Below are 404 nucleotides of genomic sequence, written 5' to 3'. Positions count from 1 at the left end.
GGGGCGATCCCATCGACCCACGGCCGTTGTTTGGGCCAAGCCGGCAGTTGTCGTCCCAGTTTGGCATCGCGACGACACCAACAAGTGTCGAGATCAGTTCGAGCCTCGTCTACGCCGCCACGATGCAATTCGGTGCGCAAAAGGGCCAGTTCGGGGCCAAGATGGGCCGCACGCGGCCCAGTGAGAAACGACCCGCCAGCCGGGACTTCTTCGTCTCTTCGCCCTGGGGCGACATCCCGGCGCGCCCCTTTCTTGGACTGTCGGACGACGACAGCGCCAATATCATCGAGGAGCTGACCGAATGGCTCGACCGGGTTGCCGATGGGGCTTGACCCCGACAGGCGCGGCGCGCAGGCTGGGCTTGCGTAAAGGCGCGCCCCGGCCCGCAGACCGTTGAGGGTATA

General features: G+C 65.6%; 1 protein-coding gene. It reads left to right on the top strand.

Translation table 11 applies throughout. The features are described from left to right. On the top strand, positions 1-332 hold a 332-nt coding region (locus tag RMT89_RS41375; protein ID WP_315888909.1), incomplete at its 5' end, for a phage virion morphogenesis protein. Between the last annotated feature and the right edge of the window lie 72 nt (positions 333-404).

This window comes from Streptomyces sp. P17, assembly GCF_032436805.1.
Lineage (GTDB): Bacteria > Actinomycetota > Actinomycetes > Streptomycetales > Streptomycetaceae > Streptomyces.
The sequence above is the reverse complement of the archived record's forward strand: the minus strand, read 5'-3'. Positions and strand labels throughout refer to the sequence as shown.